Origin of the sequence: Terribium retamae (assembly GCF_022347545.1) — a bacterium.
GTDB classification, from domain to species: domain Bacteria; phylum Pseudomonadota; class Alphaproteobacteria; order Rhizobiales; family Rhizobiaceae; genus Mesorhizobium; species Mesorhizobium retamae.
Genome location: NZ_JAKREW010000009.1, coordinates 59,246 through 81,330, shown reverse-complemented (window position 1 = coordinate 81,330; position 22,085 = coordinate 59,246). Strand labels below are relative to the sequence as shown.

General features: G+C 59.8%; 23 protein-coding genes. 12 read left to right on the top strand and 11 right to left on the bottom strand.

Annotation, left to right across the window (positions count from 1 at the left end; genetic code table 11):
* Positions 1 to 16 precede the first annotated feature (16 nt).
* Positions 17 to 838, top strand: coding sequence for a polysaccharide deacetylase family protein (locus tag L4923_RS12005; protein ID WP_239365195.1), 822 nt, complete (start codon positions 17 to 19; stop codon positions 836 to 838).
* Between the two features lie 28 nt (positions 839 to 866).
* Here the strand turns inward: L4923_RS12005 and L4923_RS12000 are convergent, their stop codons facing one another.
* Positions 867 to 1,271 (bottom strand): winged helix-turn-helix transcriptional regulator, encoded by a 405-nt coding sequence (locus L4923_RS12000; protein ID WP_239365193.1) that lies wholly within the window; start codon positions 1,269 to 1,271, stop codon positions 867 to 869.
* Positions 1,272 to 1,436: 165 nt separating this feature from the next.
* On the opposite strand from L4923_RS12000, the gene L4923_RS11995 reads away from it, so the two are divergent.
* Positions 1,437 to 2,102: a TetR/AcrR family transcriptional regulator gene (locus tag L4923_RS11995; RefSeq protein WP_239365191.1), complete on the top strand. Its 666-nt coding sequence runs from the start codon at positions 1,437 to 1,439 to the stop codon at positions 2,100 to 2,102.
* A gap of 194 nt (positions 2,103 to 2,296) precedes the next feature.
* Positions 2,297 to 3,454 (top strand): AI-2E family transporter, encoded by a 1,158-nt coding sequence (locus L4923_RS11990; RefSeq protein ID WP_425530942.1) that lies wholly within the window; start codon positions 2,297 to 2,299, stop codon positions 3,452 to 3,454.
* Here the strand turns inward: L4923_RS11990 and L4923_RS11985 are convergent.
* The 4 genes from L4923_RS11985 to L4923_RS11970 all read right to left on the bottom strand — a co-directional run bounded on the left by L4923_RS11985 (position 3,442) and on the right by L4923_RS11970 (position 6,529).
* Entirely contained in the window at positions 3,442 to 4,338 is an 897-nt protein-coding gene (locus tag L4923_RS11985; protein ID WP_239365185.1) for a DMT family transporter, read from the bottom strand. The genes L4923_RS11990 and L4923_RS11985 overlap by 13 nt on opposite strands.
* A 72-nt stretch (positions 4,339 to 4,410) precedes the next feature.
* Positions 4,411 to 5,160, bottom strand: a complete 750-nt coding sequence (locus L4923_RS11980; RefSeq protein ID WP_239365182.1) for an arginyltransferase — start codon at positions 5,158 to 5,160, stop codon at positions 4,411 to 4,413.
* Between the two features lie 136 nt (positions 5,161 to 5,296).
* The gene (locus tag L4923_RS11975; protein ID WP_239365179.1) at positions 5,297 to 5,767 is read right to left on the bottom strand and encodes an RDD family protein; all 471 of its coding nucleotides are present in this window, start codon (positions 5,765 to 5,767) and stop codon (positions 5,297 to 5,299) included.
* Between the two features lie 69 nt (positions 5,768 to 5,836).
* Positions 5,837 to 6,529 carry an alpha/beta hydrolase gene (locus tag L4923_RS11970; protein WP_239365176.1) on the bottom strand — a complete coding sequence of 231 codons (693 nt, stop codon included), beginning with the start codon at positions 6,527 to 6,529 and terminating at the stop codon, positions 5,837 to 5,839.
* Positions 6,530 to 6,702: 173 nt separating this feature from the next.
* Here L4923_RS11970 and L4923_RS11965 point away from each other — a divergent pair, with 173 nt between their 5' ends.
* Positions 6,703 to 7,860, top strand: a complete 1,158-nt coding sequence (locus L4923_RS11965; protein WP_239365173.1) for an OpgC family protein — start codon at positions 6,703 to 6,705, stop codon at positions 7,858 to 7,860.
* Here the strand turns inward: L4923_RS11965 and L4923_RS11960 are convergent.
* Positions 7,847 to 8,923, bottom strand: coding sequence for a LacI family DNA-binding transcriptional regulator (locus tag L4923_RS11960; protein WP_239365170.1), 1,077 nt, complete (start codon positions 8,921 to 8,923; stop codon positions 7,847 to 7,849). The two genes, L4923_RS11965 and L4923_RS11960, sit on opposite strands and share 14 nt — an antisense overlap.
* 399 nt (positions 8,924 to 9,322) lie before the next feature.
* Complete coding sequence (gene tet, locus L4923_RS11955; protein WP_239365167.1) at positions 9,323 to 10,501, bottom strand: Tet(A)/Tet(B)/Tet(C) family tetracycline efflux MFS transporter; 1,179 nt, start codon at positions 10,499 to 10,501, stop codon at positions 9,323 to 9,325.
* 89 nt (positions 10,502 to 10,590) lie between these two features.
* Between tet and L4923_RS11950 the strand changes: the two genes are divergently transcribed.
* The gene (locus L4923_RS11950; RefSeq protein WP_239365165.1) at positions 10,591 to 11,226 is read left to right on the top strand and encodes a TetR/AcrR family transcriptional regulator C-terminal domain-containing protein; all 636 of its coding nucleotides are present in this window, start codon (positions 10,591 to 10,593) and stop codon (positions 11,224 to 11,226) included.
* Here the strand turns inward: L4923_RS11950 and L4923_RS11945 are convergent.
* Both L4923_RS11945 and L4923_RS11940 read right to left on the bottom strand, forming a co-directional pair.
* Positions 11,223 to 11,594, bottom strand: coding sequence for a DUF423 domain-containing protein (locus L4923_RS11945; protein ID WP_239365163.1), 372 nt, complete (start codon positions 11,592 to 11,594; stop codon positions 11,223 to 11,225). The genes L4923_RS11950 and L4923_RS11945 overlap by 4 nt on opposite strands.
* Positions 11,595 to 11,694: 100 nt before the next feature.
* On the bottom strand, positions 11,695 to 12,939 hold the full coding sequence (locus L4923_RS11940) for a multidrug efflux MFS transporter (RefSeq protein WP_239365161.1): 1,245 nt from the start codon (positions 12,937 to 12,939) through the stop codon (positions 11,695 to 11,697).
* A 118-nt stretch (positions 12,940 to 13,057) separates the two neighbouring features.
* On the opposite strand from L4923_RS11940, the gene L4923_RS11935 reads away from it, so the two are divergent.
* The 3 genes from L4923_RS11935 to ppk2 all read left to right on the top strand — a co-directional run bounded on the left by L4923_RS11935 (position 13,058) and on the right by ppk2 (position 15,845).
* Complete coding sequence (locus L4923_RS11935) at positions 13,058 to 13,723, top strand: GntR family transcriptional regulator (RefSeq protein ID WP_239365160.1); 666 nt, start codon at positions 13,058 to 13,060, stop codon at positions 13,721 to 13,723.
* Positions 13,724 to 13,870: 147 nt separating this feature from the next.
* The gene (locus L4923_RS11930) at positions 13,871 to 14,839 is read left to right on the top strand and encodes a glycosyl transferase family 90 (protein WP_239365159.1); all 969 of its coding nucleotides are present in this window, start codon (positions 13,871 to 13,873) and stop codon (positions 14,837 to 14,839) included.
* An 85-nt stretch (positions 14,840 to 14,924) separates the two neighbouring features.
* Positions 14,925 to 15,845, top strand: a complete 921-nt coding sequence (ppk2, locus tag L4923_RS11925) for a polyphosphate kinase 2 (protein ID WP_239365158.1) — start codon at positions 14,925 to 14,927, stop codon at positions 15,843 to 15,845.
* 91 nt (positions 15,846 to 15,936) lie between these two features.
* Here the strand turns inward: ppk2 and hemB are convergent, their stop codons facing one another.
* Positions 15,937 to 16,968, bottom strand: a complete 1,032-nt coding sequence (gene hemB, locus L4923_RS11920) for a porphobilinogen synthase (RefSeq protein WP_239365157.1) — start codon at positions 16,966 to 16,968, stop codon at positions 15,937 to 15,939.
* A 212-nt stretch (positions 16,969 to 17,180) separates the two neighbouring features.
* On the opposite strand from hemB, the gene L4923_RS11915 reads away from it, so the two are divergent.
* The 4 genes from L4923_RS11915 (at position 17,181) to L4923_RS11900 (ending at position 21,014) form a co-directional block, all read left to right on the top strand.
* A complete protein-coding gene (locus L4923_RS11915; protein ID WP_239365362.1) occupies positions 17,181 to 18,224 on the top strand; it encodes an enoyl-CoA hydratase/isomerase family protein in 1,044 nt (347 codons plus the stop codon).
* Positions 18,221 to 18,643: a DUF6163 family protein gene (locus L4923_RS11910; RefSeq protein WP_239365156.1), complete on the top strand. Its 423-nt coding sequence runs from the start codon at positions 18,221 to 18,223 to the stop codon at positions 18,641 to 18,643. The genes L4923_RS11915 and L4923_RS11910 overlap by 4 nt, the downstream gene beginning before the upstream one ends.
* 205 nt (positions 18,644 to 18,848) lie before the next feature.
* Entirely contained in the window at positions 18,849 to 19,364 is a 516-nt protein-coding gene (gene ldtR / locus L4923_RS11905; RefSeq protein WP_239365155.1) for a transcriptional regulator LdtR, read from the top strand.
* A 396-nt stretch (positions 19,365 to 19,760) separates the two neighbouring features.
* Positions 19,761 to 21,014: a L,D-transpeptidase family protein gene (locus L4923_RS11900; RefSeq protein WP_239365154.1), complete on the top strand. Its 1,254-nt coding sequence runs from the start codon at positions 19,761 to 19,763 to the stop codon at positions 21,012 to 21,014.
* A 16-nt stretch (positions 21,015 to 21,030) separates the two neighbouring features.
* On the opposite strand, the gene L4923_RS11895 is transcribed toward L4923_RS11900, so the two are convergent.
* Positions 21,031 to 21,960, bottom strand: a complete 930-nt coding sequence (locus L4923_RS11895) for a LysR family transcriptional regulator (RefSeq protein WP_239365153.1) — start codon at positions 21,958 to 21,960, stop codon at positions 21,031 to 21,033.
* Positions 21,961 to 22,085: the final 125 nt, after the last annotated feature.

Below are 22,085 nucleotides of genomic sequence, written 5' to 3'. Positions count from 1 at the left end.
AAATGCCGATGGCTTCTTGACGCTTGCGGCCGGCTCTCTACCTTGGTCTGCTCATATTCGAAGGGGGAGCGTTTCTATGCTGGCAGTCATGCGTGCGGCGCTGTTCTTGGTGCTGGCCGCATGCATGCCGGCTAAAGCCGTGGAACGGATAATTTTCCTGACGTTTGATGATGGCCCGCTCAATGGCACCAGGAACGTCCTGGATGTCCTGGAGGCCCAGCAGGTCCCGGCTGCGATGTTCATGGTGGGTCAACACGTGCTGGCAAATCCTGAGCGTGGGGCGCTGCTCAAGCGCGCCAAATCGCTGCCGATGGTGACCGTGGGAAACCACAGTTTCAGTCATGCCAACAATCGCTATGAGCGTTTCTACGCCGACACCGAGAACGTCGTCGCCGATATGCTGAAGGCGAACACGGTGCTTGGCTTGAAAACCCCACCATCCATTCCGGCACGGCTGCCGGGGCGTGATGTTTTCAGGCTGCAATATATGTCGCGTGACGATTTCGGTCTCAGCCTGGAGCAGGCGCAACGCGAACAGGTAGATTTCGAGTTTGTCGCCGCGTCAGGCTTTCAGCTCTATGGCTGGGATTTTGAATGGGTACATGACAGCAGCGGCAAACCGGTACAGTCCGTCGAACGGCTGATCGATGAGATCGGACATTTGTTTGCGGCGCGCAGAACGATCGGCAAGAACAAGCTCATCCTGCTCATGCATGACGAGATGTTTCAGGATGTGTTCCAAGGCAAGGACAAACTGACGGCACTGATTGCAGGCCTTCGAGCCAAGGGTTATGCCTTCGGCCATATCGCCGACTATGACACAGAGGCGAGCCCGTAGGCCCGCCTCGAACGGAACATCGAACGGATCAGGCGGCGATGCCGGGCAGGGCGCGGACGACGGAATCTGCCTCACGCTGCTTGGCTAACGGCCCGTATTGTTCCGACCACTCGACCAGCGCCTTGAAGGCCGGCTTCAGCCGCTGTGCGACCTCGCTGACTTCATATTCCACCCTCAGCACATTTTCAGGGTACACGGTGCGACGGATGAGGCCGTCCGCCTCCATCTCCCGCAACCGCAGAGTAAGCATGTGCTGAGTGATGCCGGGCAGGCTGCGGCGCAATTCGCCGAAGCGATGCCTGCGCTGGGCAAGGATCCAGAGGATCTCGATCTTCCACTTGCCGGCGAGGGGACGCATCGCCTCGATAAGTTTCAGATAGGGAGCATCGCCATTCGCGATCGGGTGGGAGTCCTGATCGTGGGATGGGTACATCGGTCTCATCTCTCGCTGCAATCGATAGTATGTAATAAGCGCTAGGAACGAACTCGCGCGATTTTCGTTGCCTGACTTTGTCAGGAATGTTTCGCGCGGCTTACATTGACCGAGAATGATCACTCGCATAAATTGAGAATGATCATTCGCATTTCGGAAATAGCAATGAAAACGGCATTTGGCAATATCGAGATGCTGCTAGAAGCTGAGGGCGAGGAAGGCAGGGCGCTGTCGCGTGCCGAGCGCCGCGAGCTTCAGGTGCAGCGCATACTCGAGGCAGCCAAGAGATGTTTTGCCCGCGAAGGCTTCCAGGGGGCATCCATGCAGCAGATCTGCGCCGAGGCGAATATGAGCCCCGGCGCGCTCTATCGTTATTTTGTCTCCAAGGAAGCGATCATCGAGGAGATTTGCGCAGCGGCGAGGAGAGACGACGAAGAAAAACTCGCGGAGATGCTGACGAAGCGGAATGTCATAGAGGGCATGGTGTTCGGCGCGATGACCCATATCCGTTTCGTGCACGAGACGGATGCCTGTGCATTGATCGCGCAGTTCCATGCCGAGGCGACACGCAGCGAGAGCGTCCGACTGATTTATTGCAACCATCTGGCAGAGGTGAGAGGCATCTTCCTCAACTATCTGGGCGCTGCCCTCGAACGCGGCGAAATAGATCCGCTGTTCGAACTCGAAGCGCTGGTGCCGGCGTTGATGTCGATCATCCAGGGCATCGCCAACAACGATTTGCCTGCCAATGGCGTTGCACTGGACAAGGTGGAGACCGTGGTGCGCACGGTCATGATCTCTATGCTGCGGCCGACCGGCAAGGCCCTCTGATCTTTCTTGTCCGCGGTGGCGACTGCGGCAGGAATTTGCCCGCGATTGGCTTATGGTCACGATTGCTGCACTATCGTCCGGCATAATGATGGATGGCGCGGGTCTTCGGTGCGCCGTTGTCGATTCGGGGTAGCTGCTTGAAAACACCGCAGACGAGACCAAAGGAACCGCGCCTGTTCGGTGTGCCCGCGCCTATGCGAGCTGCCGTCATCCCGCCGCTGTCGGCCGCGCGCTGGCTCCTGGTCCTGGTGGCCGCCGCCGGCGCTTACTTCTTTTACGGGTTTCTTGTGCCGGTATTGGCGGCGCTCGTCATTGCGTTCGCCAGCTGGCCGCTCTACCGGCGTCTGCTCGCTGCTGTGGGTGGAAACCGCAACGTTGCAGCAACCATCGCGCTCGTGCTCATTCTCGCGTTCCTGGTCATTCCCATCTTCTTCGCCGGAACCTATGTCATCAACGAAGTCGGTGAATGGGTGACCTGGGCGATAGGGACCAATCGCCATGGTGCGCCGACGCCGCAATGGATTGCCAGCCTGCCGGTGGTTGGCGAGTGGTTGAATGAGCAGTGGACGCGAAATCTCGGGCATCCTGGAGGGATTGGTCAGCTTATCCAGCTGGTCAGCGGCGCCAATATCCGGTCCATCTATCAGACAGCAGTTGCAGCTGGCGGCAGCGCGTTTTCGCTGCTCCTGACCTTGCTGTTCATGCTGATCGCACTCTTTTTTGCGTATCGCGACGGCGAGAGCTTCGCGCGCCAAGTCGACACGCTCGGCGAGCGCATCCTGCCGGTGCGTTGGGAGCGTATCTCGCGGGTGGTGCCTGCCACGATTTCCTCCACGGTAACCGGTCAGACCGTGATCGCCATCGGCGAAGGCGTGGTGCTGGGCATCGCATACTGGCTGGCTGGCGTGCCATCACCGGTAACGCTCGGCGCCCTGACGGGAGTGATGGCTTTGATCCCCGGTGGGGCGCCGCTATCGTTTACCCTGGTCTCGCTCTATCTGGTCGGCTCCGGTTCGGCTGTGGCGGGTATCGTGCTGTTCGTCTGGGGATCGGTGGAACTTTTCATCGTCGACAAGACGATTCGCCCGAAGCTGGTGGGTGGCCCGATCAAACTGCCGTTCCTGCCTACTTTCTTCGGCCTCATCGGCGGTGTGAAGACGATGGGCTTCCTCGGCCTGTTCATCGGCCCGGTGCTGATGGCACTGCTGGTCGCCATATGGCGCGAGTGGCTGCACGAAGTGGAAGTGGTCGACAGCCAACTGGCGGAGACACCGCCTGCAATGCCCGAAGCAAGCCCACCGACCCAAGCAGAGCCCGTGGTTCTGGAACCCAGGAAGGTTCAGGCAGGGTGACGCACGGCCAGCGCAGCGTGGCGCTGGCGCCCGAGATGCAACTGCCATAGCGAATGCGCAATCAGTGCAATGATGAGGATCGCGCCACCGATCAACGTGTCGCGCGACGGGACTTCGTTGAAAACCATCCATACCCACACCGGCGCCAGCACTGTTTCCAGAAGGTAGAACATTGCCACCTCGGGTGCCGAGATATGTTTCGGGGCGGTCGCCAGGCAGAAGAAAGAAAACGGGATGACGAGACCGCCGTTGAGGATGATCCACCACGGCGCGTTTACATGAAAGCCCGTCGTCCAGACCATGTATGCGGCAACAAGAAAGGGCAGCACTACGCCGATCAACGCTGGAAAGCCCATGTCCTTGCCGCTGTGGCGTGAGATGGTGATGGCGGAAGCGACGCAAAAGGCCGACGTCGCTGCGAGAAGATCGCCGAACAGGTGGCCCGAACCGATCGAGCCTCCGACGATGATACCAACACCGATGATCATGACCGCCATGGTTACGAACGTCGCAGGGCGGGGGCGCTCGCCGAGGAACAGCCAGGACAGCAGCGCTGCGAACATCGTGTTGAAGGCGAGGATGAAAACCAGGTTGGCGGTTGTGGTGTTGAATACCGCGGTGATGAAGGCGATCGAACCAAGTCCGTAAAGCATGGCGACGACGAGGCCGGCGCGACCGGGGATCAGCTTCGGCGCACTTGGTGTCGACCAGCGCCACACCGACCATACGATCAAGCCGGCAAGCAGCGTGGTGCCGCTGCGCAGCATCAGGATGGTCCATGGCGCGCCATCCGCGAGACGGATCAGCGGGATGTCAACTGTCAGCGCCATGCCGCCCAGCGCGGCAATGAGCAGACCTTTGGAATGGTCGTGGGAAACAGTCACGTGCAGGCCCCCGCCTCAGAGCAACGGCAGCGTTAGGAGCCTTGACCAGGCTGGACGGGCCGATTGTCGATTTCAGCCGCTGAAGCGTTCCCAGCCCTTCGGACCAAGATGTTCTTGCGGCATGAAGCGCATCTTATAGTTCATCTTGCGCGAGCCGTTGACCCAGTAACCGAGATAGACATGGGGCAAGCCCATAGCCCTGGCGCGCTGGATATGGTCGAGGATCATGAAGGTTCCCAGCGAACGCTCGTCGAGTTCGGGATCAAAATAGGAATAGACCATCGACAGGCCGTCGGCCATCTTGTCGGTCAGGGCCACGGCGACCAGGGCGCCTTGGCCCTTGCCGGTGATGAAGGTATCCGGTCCGCGCCGGCGATATTCGATGATCTTGGTATCGACATGGGTATCTTCGACCATCATCGCGTAGTCGAGCACCGTCATGTCCGACATGCCGCCCTTGCGATGGCGGGCGTCGAGATAGGCACGGAAAAGGGAATATTGCTCGGTCGACGGTTCGGCATCATGCATCACGCCGACAAGATCTGCATTGTGCTGTTCGACGCGGCGCATGTTGCGGCTGGGTTCGAATTCCTGCGCCAGGATGCGCACCGATACGCAGGCGCGGCAGTTTTCACACGCCGGCCGATAGGCGATGTTCTGCGAGCGGCGGAACCCACCCTGGGTCAGCAGGTCGTTCATCTCCGAAGCTTTGTCGCCAACCAGGTGGGTGAACACCTTCCGTTCGAACTGACCTTCGAGATACGGACACGGCGAGGGCGCAGTCAGGAAAAATTGCGGGGACTGGGTAGGATGCTGCGTCATCGCGCGTCGAAAAATGCTCCCACGAACTGCCCTAGCTTGGCGCGCGCAGCAAAAAATTCAACAGGATAATCGCGATGATGGGCCTTCTGGCCCATATATTCGATGGTTGGGCAGGACAGTGTGGACAAGTCCCGCCTCAGCGGTCGGTTCTGCTGACGACAGTGCCAAGCAGCAGGTCGTGCAGCGTGCGCTTACGATCGGTGAACAACGCAACCAGAAGCACCAGCGGCGTAAGGATCACGTTGCCGGCCCAGAACAGCACCGAATGCACGACTGCGGTCATGCCGTCGATCGGCGTGCCGTCCAACCGGTCCAGGCGGATACCCATCGCTTTCATGCCGAGCGTGGCCTGGTCGCGGCTGCCCAGCGTGTTCCAGATGTAGAGCACGGCGACAGCGGGCACCAGGATGGAAAAAAGCATCCAGCCGAGGCCCAGCGTGATGATACCGAGCACGAAAATGACGATGGCAAAGGGAATGGTCAGCAGGCCGACGACCAGATAGTCGATGATGCACGCAAAGACCCGGCGCGTGCGCACGCCATCATAGGCGCGGACATCGTCCAGCTTCGACGTCATGATCTCACCGTCAAGAACGCGCGCGTTCATATCCTTCTCATCCTTGCATTGCCCAGGCTGACAGCCGTTACCCTCAAATGGTGTGAAGGCCGCTTCCATTCAAGCTTGGCTGGCTGATCCCTGCGAAGCCAGCCAGGTTCTCGCAATATCAGCGTCCACTGTGCCGAATTCATGGCCTGCAGCCACCAAATGGGCGTCAACCTGCGCGCCATGCTGTCGCAACAGCGCGACGAGGGGCCCAGCGAACGGAGAATAAGTGACATCATTTTCGCCCGCGATCGTCAAAATTCGCGTCTTGGACAAGTCGGCGGCCGGCACCTCGTCCAGCACCGGCATGCCACGCAACAGCGCGGCGCGCTGGATATGGTCAGGGTGGAGCAACATGACGCTGGAGACCAGATTGGCCCCGTTCGAGTAGCCGAGGAAGACGATACGCTCCGGGTCAAGGCTGTGAAGTGCGGTCAGTTCACCGATAAAATGCGCAAACGCATCCGCTTCCGTGCGGATACTCGCCTGATCGAAACGCGTCGGCGTGATTCGTCTGAACCAACGCAGATCGCCGTCCTGCACGACGCGTCCGCGCACCGCGACCAGCTTTGCCGTAGGGTCGATCGATGTCGCCAAAGGCATCAGCGTCGTTTCGTCCGCAGCGGAGCCGTGAAGCAGTATCAGCGTTTCGCTGCTGGCATTCCGGGGAACATGAAGGCGGTAGAAAAAGGACAGGTCGCGGCGTAATGCCGCGATTTTCTCATTTTGTCGGCTATCTGTTCCAGCCATTTGTTTTTCAAACATTTTATCTCTTTTTGCCGGCTTCAAAACGAAACATTTTTGGATCGTCTCAAAAGTGATTGGGCCTGCTCTGTTTTTGGTCGCTTTCGCACTGATATGGAATATCTAGCGGTTCCGTGACGGGAGGCGAGGATCGAACCGCAGATAGCGTGAACCGTCGCGGAGTCCTAATCATCATGACCACCCCGCTTTCTTCCGAACGAGACACCCGCATCGATGTTCTGCGGGGAGTGGCATTGCTGATGATCTTCATCGATCACGTGCCCGGCACTGTGTTCGAGCTCTTCACTTACAAGAATTTCGGCTTTTCGGACGCGGCCGAGGGTTTCGTCCTAATTTCGGGCATCTCGGTTGCCCTTGCCTATGGCCGCAAGTTCCAGCCTGGAAATCGATTGCTTGCGACGCTCAAGATGTGGCGTCGTGCCGGCGTCCTCTACTCTGCCCATATTGTCGCCACCATGGCCTCGATCGCCATCTTCTGTGCAGCCGCCTTGCTGGCCAAACGGCCCGACTTCCTGACGCAGATCAACATCGGCCCGCTGATCGAACGCACCCCGGAAGTTCTCGTCGGCATCGCCACGCTCAGCCACCAGATCGGCTACAACAACATCCTGCCACTTTATGCAGTGTTGCTCCTGGCGGCGCCTGCCTTGCTCTTTTTGGGCGGTCGGTGGCCTTTGCCGACCCTGATGCTGTCCGGCCTCGTATGGCTGTGGGCCGGCCTGGATCAGGTCGCGCCTCCGAATTATCCCGAACAGGGGTTCTGGTTCCTGAACCCCCTGTCGTGGCAGTTTCTTTTCACCATCGGTATTGTCGGCACATTGCATGTGCGCCGTGGCGGCAGCATTCCGGTCAATGGCTGGCTGCTGGGCCTGGCGGCGATCTATGCAGTGATCGCTTTGGTTTGGGTTCGTGGTCCCTGGTGGGGGCAAGACACCTGGTTTGGGCTGCCCCCGGTTCTGGCCGGTTTCGACAAGACCTTCCTGTCGCTGTCGCGGCTGCTGCATGTGCTCTCGATTGCCTATCTGATCGTAGCCGTGCCGGCGGTTTCGGCATTCTTCCGCAAACCGCTCGACCACCCGCTTGCCATCCTCGGCAAACGGTCGCTGCCGGTGTTTGTTGCCGGCACAGTGCTCGCCATCGTGGCGCAGGTGTTGAAATTGGTGCGGCCCGGCGGTTTCTCCTATGACACCATGCTGATTGCCACCGGCATCACGGCACAATTCGCGTTCGCCTACTATCTGGAATGGCTCTCGCGGCTCGGATGGACAAGCGAAGCGAAGGCGCCGCAGCAAGGGCGGGGTTTTGCCGGGCACCTGGTCAGCGTGCGCTGACGGGACCTGCCGATTCCCGAACGACCAGCTCGAGAGGCATTTCCTGGCGGCGTTCCGCCTGACCCGGATCGAGGATCGCCCGGGCGGCACGGCGGCCCATTTCCTGCATCGGCTGCGCGATGGTGGTGAGCGGCGGCTTGCACGATGCGGCTTCCGGAACGCCATCGAAGCCGATGATGGAGACATCGCCGGGCACCGACAGGCCACGTTCTTTTAGCCAGTCGATTGCGATCATGGCAATGCGGTCGGACATGGCCAGCAGCGCCGTCGGCGGTTCAGGCAGGTTGAACATGTAGTCGAGGCTGGCGTGGACAGTGGGCACATCGTTGCCGGTTTCGTAGATCGGAACGTTGGCGGCATCGATTCCGGCATCGGCAAGCGCCTCCAGATAGCCGTAAAGACGGTCGCGTGTACCGGAGTAGGTTGCGTTTTCCGCGCGCCGGGCAGTCACCGGTCCGCTGCTTCCTTCGTCGAAATCCAGGGCCAGGACACCGAAACGGCGATGGCCAAATGCCAGAAGGTGCTCTGCGGCCAATTTCGCGCCAGCTTTATTATCGATGCCGATGGCCGAGAGGGCGCCTTCATCATAGCCAAAGTCGAGTACGACGAAGGGCAGCTTGCGCTCTCGTGTCAGGTAGACCGGCTGCCAGTTGCCTTCCACGCAGAAGACAATGAAGCCGTCGACGAGCGCGCTCTGGATATTCCAGGCGAGATGCTCGCCATTGATCGCCGAGACCAGCGAGAGACCGGCGCCCGTGGCGTCGCAGATTTCGGAGATGCCGGACATGACCACACGGGCGAACGGATCGTCGAAGAAATAGGAGAGGGGCTCTGCGGTGGCGACGCCAATTGCATTGACCTTGCCGGCGCGCAGCAGTCGTCCCTTCGGGTCCGGGCCGGCATAGCCCAACGCATCCGCAGCTGCCTTGACGCGTTCGCGCACTTCTTCGCGGACGATTTCCGGGTGACTGAAAACATTCGAGGCGGTGCCGTGCGAGACGCCGGCAGCCTTGGCGACGTCCGCCAGCCTCACCGGTTTGATCGCCGTTGCCTGTCTTGCCATCAGTCATCCTTCTCGTTGGCGGACGCGATAATGTCCGAACGTTTCCCGGCCTGACGATCATCAGGCAACAGGCGTTGTATCACAATTGTTGGATCGATCCATATTTGCCTTGACTTTGCGGCCTTGAGAGAGGAGAATTTGGATCGATCCAAAATTTTTTAGCCAGGTCTTGAATCGATCCAATCTCAGGTCGAGCAAGATCGGGAAAGTGAGGCAATCATGCATCCGGTCCATTATCTGTTCGAGGACATTTACCGGAACTATTGGGGCATATCGTTGTCGTCGTCAAAGCGCGAGGCGGCGTCTCAAAAGAGACAAATCCTGCATTCGGGGCTGGTGTGGCGGACCCTGAGCCATGTTGGCAGCTTGTTGTCGCGTCTTGCAGGCAAGGGTCACCGCCTAGGCGGCGACCCGGCTTCCGCGCTTCAAGGCAAGCAGTGGGACGCAGAGAAGATAAAGGGCTGCGCCACCAATCCACACCAGGCCGGGGAAAGTCGAGCGGGTCGCAAAATAGGTGGTCGAAATCGCCAGCGGCGCGATGATGGAGGCGAGGCTTGTCAGGCCGGCAACCACGCCTTGCAGTCGGCCCTGATTGTTCGCGTCCACTCCAGCAGTCATCATCGACTGTAGTGCTGGCGCCCCGATGCCGCCGAGGCAGAGCAGCGGCAGGAGCGCGAAGGCCATCCAACCCTGCGTTGCCAGCGCGATCAGAATGTAGGCGATGCTGTCAGCAGCAATAGCCACGGCAAGCGCTTTCATTTCACCAAATTTTTCGCTGATGGGACCGGCCAGGAATGCCTGTGCCAGGGCGTGAAACAGGCCAAACAAGGTCAGCGAGATGCCGACCATCAGTGGTTCCCAGACGAATTTGTCCTCGACATAAACGACCCAGATGGTTCCGCCGACCTCGCCAATCATTGTCAGCAGGACGGTTGCGCCCAGCAATGGCAGCAGCACAGGGAAGCCGAATGCCCAGCGGAGAGGGGCGAACGGATTGAGGGAAACGGCAGGCGTTTCGCGCCGCTCGCGTTTCGGCTCCTTCAGGACCAGTAGAGCGATCAGCAAGGTTGTAAAGTTCAAGACCGCCGCAACAAGGAAAGGGGCACGGGGCGAGACGCCACCGAGCAGGCCACCGATTGCCGGGCCGGCGATGAACCCGACGCCAAAGGCCGCGCCGATTTGTCCAAAGCGGCGAGCGCGTTGATCCTCGGGCGTCACGTCGGCGATGTAAGCCGATGCGACCGCTGAAACGGCGCCGGTGATGCCAGCGATCCCACGGCCGACGAACAGCAGCCACAGCGTCGGTGCTAGGGTCATGAAAAGGTAATCGACCGTCGCACCCGCCAATGACATCAGCAACAAAGGCCTGCGCCCGAAACGATCCGAGAGCGCGCCGAGCAGCGGCGAGAAAACAAATTGCATGAATGCGTAGAGCGCCAGAAACGCTCCATAGCGCCAACCGAGATCGCCGGTATGGCCGACTTCACGCAGCAACTCCGGGATCACCGGCATGGTGAGCCCAATGCCGGTTGCGGTGAGCGCGACCGTTGCCAGGATAATGGCGATGGAACGGTTCATCATATGATCCAAACTTTATCAGTGATAAATTCACTTATCATTGATAAATTCTGGATGCAATATGATGGTATTCCGGATGGGAGACGCCGATGAAGGTCGACCGCGCGCGTATTGTCGAAGAGGCGCTGAAACTTCTGAACGAAGTCGGCGTGGATGCACTCTCGACACGTCTGCTCGCCGAGCGGCTGCGGGTACGGCAGCCGGCATTGTATTGGCATTTCAAGAACAAGCGCGCGTTGCTGGATGCGATGAACAGGGAGATCCTGGAACGTGGCCATAACAATCCGCCGCCGCAGGCAGGTAACGATTGGCGCCAATATCTCTTGGAAAACACGCGCAGTTTTCGCGCGGCGCTGCTTGCCTACCGCGACGCCGGCAGGGTGCATGCAGGTACCGAGGTCGAGCCCGACGAACTGGACGATATTGAAGCGAAAACCGCGTTTCTGGTTTCGCAAGGTTTCGATGTCGGCGAGGCCATGATGTTGTTCATCGCGCTGGGCCGCTACACGCTTGGCTGCGTGATCGAAGAGCAATCCGACTATCCGGAAGGACCAGGGCGAGGCGCAGACCTCGATGTTGCTGCGCGCGATTATCCGCTGTTGTCAGCAGGATTGGCGCATTATCGCAAAGGCGGTCACACGGCACTGTTCGAAACCGGGCTTAGTCTTATCCTGGAAGGCGCTGCCATGCGGCTTGCGGGCAAGGCGGCAAGATCCGGTAGCTAGGCCTTCGATCTGGCGAACGCCGAAGCCGCGGCAATCAACCAGCCCAGGATCAGCAAGGTGCCGCCGGTTGGTGCTGCGAAGGGAAGCAGTCGCACGCCCTGAAAGTCTCGGGCCAGCAGATCGCCACAGAACAGCAGCAACCCTGCCAGGAGCACAAATCCGCCGAGGCGAAGTATCTTGTTGCCGCCGACCAGCCCGATCGCGAGCAGCGCAAGCGCGTGGGTGAGCAGGAACGATGCCACCGTGCCGGTGAAGGCGCCGCCGATATGCGCCGCTGCCGCTGACAGCGCCACGCCTCCCGCGCCGCAGAGACCGGCGGCCAGGACCAGAGGAGCGCATGGCTCAAAGACAAAACGGGAAGAGTTCATCGCAACGTCCCCATAGGCGCAAATCGCGCCCCTCTAGAAAACTGAAGTTCGAGCCAGCTTCTGAAACGGTCGCCCGAACGCGTGTCAGGATTGCATGGTTTCAGCGTTGGGCAGACTGCGGCTGTTCGTAGCGGCTGCGCACAGCCCAATTGAAGAGCGCACCCAATGCCAGCAGAACGGCAGTGGCTAGGAAAACCGCGCGCATGCCGAAATGGCCGCCAACGAAACCACCTAAAACTGGTCCCGCGACCTGGCCGACATATTGTGCCGAGATCGAATAACCCAGGACATTCCCGCCAACACCGTCCGGTACGTTGTGGCGGATGACGCTGGTGACGGAAGGCAACAATCCACCGAGTGCCAGACCCATCAGAAAACGAAGCCCGATCAACTGCCAGCTGTCGGTCACGAAGGCCTGCGGAATGAGCAGCAACGCGGCGATGGAAAGAGCTCCGACGATGACGGTCCAATGTCCGACACGATCGGCCAGCCTGCCAAGCCTCGGCGCCGACAGGATCGATCCGAGGGCGGCTGCGGACATGACGACGCCCGCAATCAATGTCACCTTCGCGGGATCCACGACCAATTCAGCGACATAGACGGTGATGATCGGTTCGATCGACATGGTCGCGAACATCAAAAGCATGCCGGTGGCGAGCATCGCTACCACCGGCCGTTTGTCGGGAATTTGCGCCCAGCCACCAGTCGACTGCTTCTTCGCGCTCGCAACCGCAGGCCGGCGGTCTTCCTTGATCAGGAAAGTCGTGGCGAGAAAGGCTAGGAAGATAACGGCGCCGGCAATCAAAAAGGTGGCACGTATCCCAATCTTCGGCGGCAACGCCCCGCCAATCAGCGGCCCGACCAGGTTGCCGGCCATGATGCCAGCCGACAACATGCCCAGTGCCCAGCCGGAGCGCTCCTTCGGCGTCTGCATGGCGACCAGAATGGTTGACCCGGATGAATAGCCGCCGGCTAGGCCGACCAGAAGGCGCAACGCCACCAGTTGCCATACATCCTGCACCATGCCCATCAGCGACATGCATATCGCCATGCCGAAGCTTGCACGCACCAGCATCAGCTTGCGGCCATAGCGGTCACCCAGCCGCCCCCATAGCGGCGCGACGAGGGCTGCAGCCAGAAAGGTTGCGCCGTAGGCGACGCCGGACCACTGCACTATCCCCGCGTGATCCCTGACGCCTAGTTCCTCGACATAAAGGGGCAGAAAAGGCAGCAGCAACGTCATTGCCACCAGTGTGGTGAAGGAGCCGATGAAGCACACGGCGAGATTGCGACGCCAGTAGATATTGTAACCACTGTCGGTCGAGGTCGTTCTTTCACCCGGCATGGCATTGCTCTTCACTGCGTGTGCTTGTTTTGTATCCCTGATTGGTATACCAAACTGGTATCCGTATCGGATGCAACCATCGTGAAGTCAATGGGGCACTGAAAAGGGAGGCGCTGCGATGTCGCAAATGCAGCAGGTTGAGCGTCAGCTACGCGAAATGATCCTTGGTCTCGACATCGGCCCCGGCGAGAAGCTGACCGAGCGCTGGATCGAAGGTCGTTTCGGGGCCTCGCGTACGCCGGTACGCGCTGCGCTGCTCAGGCTGGAAACAGAGGGGCTTGTTTCTCGCGATGGACGAGGCTGGACGGTCTCGCCGATCAATCTCGCAGAAATTGAGCAGATCGCCGTCTATCGCCAGGCAGTAGAGGCTGCTGCGGCACGGCTCACGGCGACGCTCGAAGACAAAGAAGGTCTTGATGCGATCGAAGCGATGCTCGATTCGTGCGGGGCAGGCACTCCGAGGGAGGAATGGCATCGGATCGGCACCGACTTCCATGTCGAGCTGGCTCGCCTGTCCGGCAATGAGTTCCTGTTTCGCGCCGTGCGTGACGCGATGACCCGCCTATCGCGGGCGCGATGGCTGGAAATCCGCGACGAAGCCGCGTCCGCGCGAGCTTGGGCAGAACATCGCTCTATCCTGGCTGCCCTGAGGGCTGGACGGGGTGATGATGCGGCGGCTCTTCTGATTTCGCATATCGGCGGCAGCCGAGATCGGCTGGTGGCGTCGCTGCAGACAGAGCGCCGGGGCCTGCGTGCCCGTGGTTTCGCCGTCATCGCGGCCTAGAACCAATCGCACATTGTGCGCGGACAGACCGAGATTATTCTTTGATAATGTCTCGTCACATTCTTTGACCGTTTTTGGCCGAGATCATCTGGCGTAACGATAGCCGCGACGCTAAAAGCCTGCGCGGGCTTTTGCGTTGGAATTTCGATGCGTAATTTTCGTCGCAGGACTGGCAAGGTCTTTTATTACGCGCGCAATATAGTTCGCGACGGTGCACCGCAATTGCTCTTCCGCCGCCGTTTGGATCATGCGCTGGCGGTTGCTGTGCGCGGCCCGGCTATTCTTGACCGGCTCAACTACTACAACAAGCTGCGGGAGCCGTTCACGCCGAGCCCCGCGGCAATGACGATCGCGACGCTGCCGCGCCGGCCGTCGATGTATTATTACGATCTCAAGGAGTTCGCCCGCTACTTCGATCCGAATTTGCGCCTGGATCTGGAGTTCGGCGATGTTCGTGGGCTTCCTCCGGTTCCCTCCATCGTCAAGAACCGCCCCATCGGCACCCATAACGCCAACGGCGTCCTGTTTAAAATGGACAAGCTGCGCCATTTCCAGATGCAGGCCGATCCACTGCGTTTTGTCGACAAGCAGCCTATGGTCGTCTGGCGAGGCGACATGAACAACCCTGTGCGCCTGGTTTTTCTGGACGCTGCTCAAGGGTTGCCGTTCTGTGACGTCGGATCGCCGGCCACGCATGCGCCGGAACGCCACCGCAAACCCTTCATGAGCGTCGAAGATCAGAAGCGTTATCGATACATCGTTTCGCTCGAGGGCAATGATGTTGCGACGAACCTCAAGTGGATCATGAGTTCGAATTCGCTCTGCCTGATGCCGGAGCCGACCAATGAGATCTGGTTCTGCGAGGGACGGCTCAAGCCGGACGAGCATTATGTGCAGCTCGCACCTGATTTTTCCGACATTGCCGATAAGGTTGCATTTTTCGAACGTCATCCCGAAAAGGCGGAGCGCATCATCGCGTCGGCGCAAGCCTATTGCCGTCAGTTCCTGGACGAGCCCACCGAAAAGGCGCTGTGCCTGCTCGTACTTTACAAATATTTCGTCCTGAGCGGGCAGATCGAGCCCGATGAGAAAATCTGGCGCTTCCTTTCAACGTAGGGCCCGTCGATTTCGCAACTGCAATAAAACCGTCATTGCCCGCGGATATTGGTCGGCTCACGGTGCGAATGCGGAGCGACACATCATGACTGAAATGGAACGCAATTCCCCCGCCGCCGACTGGCTGGAGGCGGAACTGGCAGACACGCTCGACGAGGATTATGAGCTCGAGCTATCTGAACCCGCACTCTCGGAGGAGATCGCCAAGATCTACAAGCGGACGCATCCGCCGTCCGTCGAGCGGCAGACCTATTTCCGCGAATTGCTCAGGTTGCAGTCGGAACTGATCAAGCTGCAGTCCTGGGCCGCTCACACCAAGGCCAAGGTGGTGGTGCTGTTCGAGGGACGCGATTCAGCCGGGAAGGGCGGGGTCATCAAGCGCATCACACAGCGCCTCAATCCCCGGATCTGCCGCGTTGTCGCGCTTCCGGCGCCGACGGAGCGCGAGCGCTCGCAGTGGTACTTCCAGCGTTATGTTCCGCATCTGCCGGCCGGTGGCGAGATCGTGTTGTTCGACCGTTCCTGGTACAACCGAGCCGGTGTCGAGCGAGTGATGGGTTTTGCGTCGCCGGATCAAGTCGAAGAATTCTTCCGCGACGTGCCGGAATTCGAACGCATGCTGGTCCGTTCCGGCATCATCCTGGTGAAATACTGGTTCTCGATCACGGATGAAGAGCAGCAGATGCGCTTCCTGATGCGCATCCACGATCCGATGAAGCAGTGGAAGCTATCGCCTATGGACCTGCAGTCGCGCGTGCGCTGGGAGCAGTATACCAAGGCCAAGGAAGAGATGTTGTCGCGCACCAACATCCCGGAAGCGCCCTGGTTCATCGTCGAAGGCAACGACAAGAAGCGGGCGCGCCTGAACTGCATCGATCACCTTTTGCAGCAGGTTCCCTATGAGGAGGTGCCGCATGATGAGATCACGCTGCCCGAACGTGTCTTCAACCCGGAATATGAACGCGCTGTGTTGCCGCCGGAACTTTATGTGCCGCAGAAGTACTGAGGCCGACCATATTGCCTTGCGCTGAAGGCTTTCAGCGCCTCCACACTTGGTGGCCGTGCGCTCGGAAAGCCACCGAACCACGATGCGGCGTTCAGCCTTTCAGAATTTCAGCCACTCTTGGTGCGAAATAGGTGAGGATGCCATCGCAGCCGGCGCGCTTGAAGGCCAGGAGAGATTCCATCATCACTTTTTCGCCGTCGATCCAGCCATTGGCGGCGGCTGCCTTGATCATCGTGTATTCGCCGGACACCTGGTAGGCGAATGTCGGCATCGCGAACTCGTCCTTGAGCCGACGGATGATGTCCAGATAGGGCAGGCCGGGCTTCACCATGAGCATATCGGCGCCTTCGGCGAGATCCTGTTCAGCCTCACGCACAGCCTCGTCGCTGTTGGCATGGTCGATGTAGTAGGTTTTCTTGTCGCCCTTGAGCAGTCCCTGCGTGCCGATCGCCTCGCGATAAGGGCCATAGAAGGCGGAAGCGAATTTGGTCGCGTAAGACATGATGGCGACATCCTGGAAGCCATTGGCATCCAATGCGTCGCGGATCGCACCGATACGGCCGTCCATCATGTCCGACGGAGCGATGATGTCGGCGCCCGCCGCCGCCTGCAGCACTGCGGCGGCCGCAACCTGTTCGACGGTCTCGTCGTTGACGATGATGCCATCGCGCAGGATGCCGTCATGGCCGTGGCTGGTGAACGGATCGAGTGCGACGTCGGTGATGATGCCGATCTGTGGAACAGCCGCCTTGATGGCACGCGTCGCGGCATTGATCAGGTTGTCGGGATCGAGAATATGCGAGCCGGTCTCGTCCTTGCGTCCTGCCTCGATATTGGGGAAAGTCGCGATCGCCGGGATGCCCAGCTTGGCGGCACGTTCGGCTTCGCGAACCGCCTGGTCGACGCTGAGACGAAAGACGTCGGGCATGGCATCGATCGGCTCGCGCACATTCGTTCCACCCGTCAGGAAGATTGGCCAGATCAAGTCATCGACGGTCAGCCGGTTTTCCTGAACCAGGCGGCGCGACCAGTCGGCCTTGCGCATGCGCCGCAAGCGGCGGGAGCCGGTGATTTCATCGACACTGCGAGCGCCGGCTGGTTTTGTGAGGGTGAACTTGTTCATGGCCAAAACTCCGATTGGCGATTTTCTACCACGTGCTGGCCGGGGCGACCAATGCGGCATGGTTGTGCCAGCGGCGGATGCAGCATGGGCCGATGGTCGCAGTCCATTCGCTGCCTCGTTGGGCCGGCCGCTGACGGCAAGGCAGCCGGCATTGACGTGCCGGAGGGGGGCGCTTAGCACTTCCAGTGCATATGGATGAGGATTCTATGGCAATGGACTTTGGCGGCGGCGAGGAAATCCGCTTCGAAAGGATGGGCCGGGCAGGACTCGTGACAATGGCGCGTCCGCAGGCGCTCAACGCCATTACCCACCGCATGATCAATGCGCTTTCACGTGCGCTGGACGCCTGGGAGGCCGATCCTGCAGTCGATCTCGTGTTGTTGAAGGGCGAGGGCAGGGCCTTTTCCGCCGGCGGCGACATCATGGCAGTCTATGAAGGCGGCAAGGCCGGCAAGCCGCCTGTCGAGTTCTTTGCCGACGAGTACCGGCTGAATGCACGCATTCCTCGCTTCCCGAAGCCCTACGTGTCGCTGATAGATGGCATCGTGATGGGCGGTGGTGTCGGTCTTTCCTTTCACGGTTCACACCGGGTGCTTACTGAAAATGCCCAATTCGCGATGCCTGAAGTTGGCATCGGATTTTTTCCCGATGTGGGCGGAAGCCACCTGCTGCCGAAGCTCCGGGGAAGTTTCGGCATGTATCTCGCGCTGACGGGAGAGCGCATCCGCTATGGCGATGCGTTGTGGTCGGGCTTGGCCACCCACGCAATCAAGGGGGCCGATCAGGAGGACATTATCCGGCGCTTGACCGACAGCGGAGATGTCGAGACGGTCCTGCAAAGCCATTCAGTCCGTCCCGACGCCGAAACCAGTCAATCGGTGTTCGATGCGATCGCGCGGCATTTTTCGAAGGATACGTTGGCGGCCGTCATTGCCAGTCTTGAAGCCGAGGCCGCCAGTGACGAATTCGCCTCCAAGACGCTGGCGATCATTGCGCAACGTTCCCCAACCAGCCTCAACGTCGCGTTCCGACAGATTCGTGCCGGCCATTCGATGTCAATGGACGACTGCATGCGCATGGAGTTCCGCATCTTGGTGCGCATGCTGGGAGGTCACGATTTCTATGAGGGCATCCGCGCTGCCATTGTGGACAAGGACCGCCGACCGAAATGGCGCCCGGCCGAGCTTGGTTCCGTAGCTGCAGCCGACGTCGATCCTTATTTCGCGCCATTGGGTCAGCGGGAACTGGCGCTGTGAACGACGGCGCGCAAAACCGCGTCGTGCTGGAGTCTTCGACGGCGGAACTGACTTTCGAATGGTTCCAGCGTATCGTTGCGGTCTATTGCCTGGGTTTCGGCGTTCTCTACTGGATCCGGCTGATCGGCTTCTATCCTGGACCGCTGTGGCGCTTCGACCTGATGCCCGTGCACTGGCAACTGGCCGCTGCCACCCTGGCGGTCTTTTTTCCGTTTGCGGCCGCCGGCTTGTGGATGCTGGCATCTTGGGGGCCAGTCATCTGGTTCATCTGCGCCCTGACCGAGACCATCATGTATGCGGGCTATCCGCAGCTTTTCGGCGAGCGCTGGGCGATCGTCGCAACACATGCAGCGGTGGCTGCGGTCTACATAGCGCTGAGACTCGTCGTTCATATCCAGAGACGTCGCCGACGTGGGTGATTTCGGCTCCTTCGGCCATTCGCTAAATCTTTAGGTTAATTTTCTCCCCTCGGCGGGGTTTTCATTAACCCTCTCTCGAAACCTCTTACCGGTAAGCTCTTGTTAGCCCTGGCGTTTAAGTCGAATTTTATAGGTATTCGATAGTGTCGCGATCAAGGTGACAAAAAACAAAAAATCACCGGGCGACAAACGAGAGGCAAAGACAATGATCAATTCGCGTCCTGTGGCGAAGACCGCCAATGTTATCGATGAGCGCCGCGAGTCCATCCGCACGCTTTACATGGAATCTCTTCAGCTGGTTGAACGTCTTCATCGGCGTCTGCTTGATGTGATCAAGGATGAGTTCGATCGCAATGGCCGTTCCGACATCAATGCTGTCCAGGCGCTGCTGCTGTTCAACATCGGTAATGCCGAGCTGACTGCCGGCGAGCTGCGCTCGCGCGGTTACTATCTGGGTTCGAACGTCTCCTACAATCTGAAGAAGCTCGTGGACCTCGGTTTCATCAACCATCAGCGCTCGCGCATCGACCGTCGTTCGGTCCGCGTCAGCCTGACAGACAAAGGCAACGAAGTGGCCGAGGTTGTTGCCGGTCTCTATGAGCGCCACATCGGTTCGATCGAGCAGGTCGGCGGCATCAATCAGGACGAGTTCAAGCAGATGAACCGCGCGCTGCAGCGCCTGGATCGCTTCTGGAACGACACCATCGCTTACCGCATGTAAGCGGCTGGCATTGGGAACCCCGGCCTGCAAAAGCGGGGCGAGCTTTCTTGTGCGGCGCTTCGGCGGAGTAACGTTACACCGCGCCAATGAAGCGGGAGGAGGGGGCCAAAGTCTCCGGAAAGGGCCGGTGCCGAAATGGCACTGGCCCTTTCTTTCGTGCGGAGCAGCTCGAAAGGGCGGGCTTCACGCCCAATTGCCGCCATATTCCAGTGAAAGCGAGAAACCGGACGGTGCAGCTTGCTTGGCTGACTGGTCTGCTCTCGCGATCGTGCGTTTTCCATCGGCGAGATGCGAGATATGGTTGGCTAAATGTTAAGGATGGCAACCATAGAGTGCGGGCCGCAAGTTAGAGCCCAACGGCCGATCGTCGAATTGTTGAACAAGTCTGGAACGCCCATGAACACCAGCCGCCGTCTGTTTCTTACCGGAGCTTCCGCGCTCGCCGTGGCTTTCGCTGCCGGAACCGCCAGTGCCCAGGATGCCGTCGACGGAATCTTGAAGGCGGCGGGACAGGGGAATTGGGACGATACCTTCGATGCGCGTGCCAGCCAAGGCGGCAAGGTCGCCTCGACGCTGCCGATCTTCAGCCCGCAGACCGTGAGCTATACCGAGCAGGCCATCGGCCAGTATCGCGACATCGTCGCTCAGGGCGGCTGGCCAGAGGTTCCTGCGACCAAGAAATTGCAGCTCGGCGTTTCCGATCCCGATGTTGTGCCACTGCGCAAGCGCCTGATGGTGTCCGGCGATCTGTCGCAGAGTGCCGGTCTGTCGGAATCGTTCGATTCCTATGTTGATGCAGCGGTCAAACGCTTCCAGATCCGCCATGGCCTGCCGGCAGACGGCGTTACCGGCAAATACACCTTCGCGGCATTGAACGTGTCGGCACCGGTTCGTCTCGGTCAGCTCGAAACCAATCTGGTCCGCCTACGCTCGATGTCAGGGGATCTCAGCCAGCGCTATGTGATGGTCAACATTCCGGCCGCTCAGATCGAGGCCGTGGAGAACGGCCGCGTCGTTTCGCGCCATACCGCTATCGTCGGGAAGATCGACCGCCAGACGCCGATCCTCAATTCGAAGATCAACGAGATCATCGTCAATCCGTACTGGAATGCGCCGGAATCGATCGTCCGTAAGGACATCATCCCGCTGATGCGCAAAAATCCGCAATATCTGACGGAAAACAACATCCACATCCTCGGACCGGACGGCAATGAGATCGATCCGACCACGATCGACTGGAACACTGAGGATGCAGCCAAGTTCCGCTTCCGCCAGGATCCGGGCAAGATCAACGCGATGGCTTCGGTGAAGATCAATTTCCCGAACCCGCATGCCACCTATATGCACGATACGCCCCAGCAGAGCCTGTTCGGCAAACTGATGCGCTTCGATTCCTCGGGCTGCGTTCGCGTGCAGAATGTGCGCGATCTCGTCACCTGGATTCTGCGCGACACACAGGGTTGGAGCCGCCAGCATTTCGAGGAAACGATCAAGTCGGGTGTCAACACGCCTGTTCCCGTGACCAACCCGGTGCCCGTCTACTTCACCTATATCTCGGCCTGGTCGACCGGTCCCGGCGTGGTGCAGTTCCGCGACGATGTCTATCGCCGGGACGGCGTCGACGAGTTGCAGATTACCTCGTCGCTTTAAGAAGTCGATCGAGCGATCAATCAGGGCCATCGGCGGCAACGCCGATGGCCCTTTGTTTTTCCGCGCAAACGTCACGCACGCAACTGCGCAGCCAACGATGTGCCGGATCGGCATCGTGCCGTGGATGCCACAGAAGCGAAATTGTAATTTCGGGCAGGGCAAGGGGGATCGTAAACCGGAACATGCCGTCCCTGAGATGCCCTGTATAGCGCTCGGGAACGCTGGCGATCAGGCCTGCCGTTCGCGCAAAGACGAGCGCCTCCAGAAAGCCACTGACAGTCGTCGCGATTTGCCGTTGCAATCCCAGGATTTCCAACGCGTCGTCGATCGGCCCTTTGTCGAGATTTCGGCGCGAGACGAGGACATGTCGTCCGGCCGCATAGCGCTCGGGCGTGACGATACCCTCGCACAAAGGATGCCCAGCGCGTACCACACCGACAAAGCGGTCGCGAAAGAGGGTCTGCGCCCGGATTTCCGGCCCGGTCGTTGTTCCGATCACACCTGTTTCCAGATCTACGCTGCCGTCCCGTAGCGGTGTGCTGTCCTTGTCCGGCTTGGGCACGAAACGCATCCGCACGCCCGGTGCTTCTTCACCGATGCGGGCAATCAGCGCCGGGCCGAAGTTTTCGACGAACCCATCCGAGTTTCTCATCGTGAAGGTCCGGGCCAGCCGCGCCAGGTCCAGCTTTTCGGCGGGACGAAGCATGGCTTGGGCTTCTTCGACGACACGGCCAACTCGTTCGCGAAGCTCAAGCGCGCGTGGAGTGGGGACAAGGCCGCGTCCGGCCCGAACCAGCAGTGGGTCGCCCGTCGTTTCGCGGAGCCGGGCCAGAGCACGGCTCATCGCCGAGGGGCTGAGCCGCAGCCTCCTGGCAGCGCGGGCGACGCTGCCTTCGCCAAGCAGCACGTCAAGAGTGATCAGCAGGTTGAGATCGGGGTGCGACATGGTCGAACTATAACCCAACTTCTTCATTTTGATGAGGCGTTACATGCACGAGTTAAGTGCAAATGATGCATCTTCCGCCACACCTGGCGCGGCGCTACCTGTCGTCCGTGATTTCATATCGGCAA

Excerpts from the sequence above, each read along its gene's own strand:
- L4923_RS11900 (WP_239365154.1), top strand. The coding sequence starts at position 19,761 with ATGAACACCAGCCGCCGTCTGTTTCTTACCGGAGCTTCCGCGCTCGCC.
- L4923_RS11950 (WP_239365165.1), top strand. The coding sequence starts at position 10,591 with ATGAAGGTCGACCGCGCGCGTATTGTCGAAGAGGCGCTGAAACTTCTG.
- L4923_RS11980 (WP_239365182.1), bottom strand. The coding sequence starts at position 5,160 with ATGACGCAGCATCCTACCCAGTCCCCGCAATTTTTCCTGACTGCGCCC.
- L4923_RS11935 (WP_239365160.1), top strand. The coding sequence starts at position 13,058 with ATGTCGCAAATGCAGCAGGTTGAGCGTCAGCTACGCGAAATGATCCTT.
- L4923_RS11895 (WP_239365153.1), bottom strand. The coding sequence starts at position 21,960 with ATGTCGCACCCCGATCTCAACCTGCTGATCACTCTTGACGTGCTGCTT.
- L4923_RS11930 (WP_239365159.1), top strand. The coding sequence starts at position 13,871 with ATGCGTAATTTTCGTCGCAGGACTGGCAAGGTCTTTTATTACGCGCGC.
- L4923_RS11990 (WP_425530942.1), top strand. The coding sequence starts at position 2,297 with ATGCGAGCTGCCGTCATCCCGCCGCTGTCGGCCGCGCGCTGGCTCCTG.
- hemB (WP_239365157.1), bottom strand. The coding sequence starts at position 16,968 with ATGAACAAGTTCACCCTCACAAAACCAGCCGGCGCTCGCAGTGTCGAT.
- ppk2 (WP_239365158.1), top strand. The coding sequence starts at position 14,925 with ATGACTGAAATGGAACGCAATTCCCCCGCCGCCGACTGGCTGGAGGCG.
- L4923_RS11915 (WP_239365362.1), top strand. The coding sequence starts at position 17,181 with ATGGACTTTGGCGGCGGCGAGGAAATCCGCTTCGAAAGGATGGGCCGG.
- L4923_RS11965 (WP_239365173.1), top strand. The coding sequence starts at position 6,703 with ATGACCACCCCGCTTTCTTCCGAACGAGACACCCGCATCGATGTTCTG.
- L4923_RS11960 (WP_239365170.1), bottom strand. The coding sequence starts at position 8,923 with ATGGCAAGACAGGCAACGGCGATCAAACCGGTGAGGCTGGCGGACGTC.
- L4923_RS11945 (WP_239365163.1), bottom strand. The coding sequence starts at position 11,594 with ATGAACTCTTCCCGTTTTGTCTTTGAGCCATGCGCTCCTCTGGTCCTG.
- ldtR (WP_239365155.1), top strand. The coding sequence starts at position 18,849 with ATGATCAATTCGCGTCCTGTGGCGAAGACCGCCAATGTTATCGATGAG.
- tet (WP_239365167.1), bottom strand. The coding sequence starts at position 10,501 with ATGAACCGTTCCATCGCCATTATCCTGGCAACGGTCGCGCTCACCGCA.
- L4923_RS12000 (WP_239365193.1), bottom strand. The coding sequence starts at position 1,271 with ATGTACCCATCCCACGATCAGGACTCCCACCCGATCGCGAATGGCGAT.
- L4923_RS11995 (WP_239365191.1), top strand. The coding sequence starts at position 1,437 with ATGAAAACGGCATTTGGCAATATCGAGATGCTGCTAGAAGCTGAGGGC.
- L4923_RS11970 (WP_239365176.1), bottom strand. The coding sequence starts at position 6,529 with ATGTTTGAAAAACAAATGGCTGGAACAGATAGCCGACAAAATGAGAAA.
- L4923_RS11940 (WP_239365161.1), bottom strand. The coding sequence starts at position 12,939 with ATGCCGGGTGAAAGAACGACCTCGACCGACAGTGGTTACAATATCTAC.
- L4923_RS11975 (WP_239365179.1), bottom strand. The coding sequence starts at position 5,767 with ATGAACGCGCGCGTTCTTGACGGTGAGATCATGACGTCGAAGCTGGAC.